Consider the following 718-nt stretch of genomic DNA (forward strand, 5'->3'; position numbering starts at 1 on the left):
TGCGGAAGTGCTCGTCGACGATGCGGAAGCCGTCGAGCATCTCCCGGAAGCGGTCCGGGCCGATGGCGATCATCAGGGAGAGCCCGATCGCGGAGTCGAAGGAGTACCGGCCGCCGACCCAGTCCCAGAACTCGAACATGTTGGCCGTGTCGATGCCGAAGTCCGCGACCTTCTGGGCGTTGGTCGACAGCGCCACGAAGTGCTTCGCGACCGCGGAGTCGTCACCGAGTGCGTCCAGCAGCCAGGTCCGCGCCGAGGTGGCGTTGGTGACCGTCTCGATGGTGGTGAAGGTCTTGGAGGCGATGACGAACAGCGTCTCGGCCGGGTCCAGGTCGCGGACCGCCTCGTGCAGGTCGGCGCCGTCCACGTTGGACACGAAGCGGACGGTGAGCGAGCGGTCGGTGAAGGCCCGCAGCGCCTCATACGCCATCGCCGGACCCAGATCCGAGCCGCCGATGCCGACGTTGACGACGTTCTTGATGCGTCTGCCGGTGTGACCGGTCCACTCGCCGGAGCGGACCCGGTCGGCGAAGTGGGCCATCTTGTCCAGCACGGCGTGCACCTTGGGGACGACGTTCTCGCCGTCGACCTCGATCACCGCGTCCCGCGGCGCGCGCAGCGCGGTGTGCAGCACGGCCCGGTCCTCGGTGATGTTGATGCGCTCCCCGCGGAACATGGCGTCGCGCAGCCCGAACACGTCGGTGGCGACGGCCAGCTC

At 68.7% G+C, this 718-nt stretch carries 1 protein-coding gene; it reads right to left on the reverse strand.

Going from position 1 to position 718, the window contains the following annotated elements; translation table 11 throughout:
* Positions 1-718: phosphoglucose isomerase-related protein (locus K7854_RS37280; protein WP_505016459.1), on the reverse strand; the 718-nt coding region annotated here is incomplete at both ends.

This window comes from Streptomyces hyderabadensis, from assembly GCF_020404845.1.
Classification (GTDB): domain Bacteria; phylum Actinomycetota; class Actinomycetes; order Streptomycetales; family Streptomycetaceae; genus Streptomyces; species Streptomyces hyderabadensis.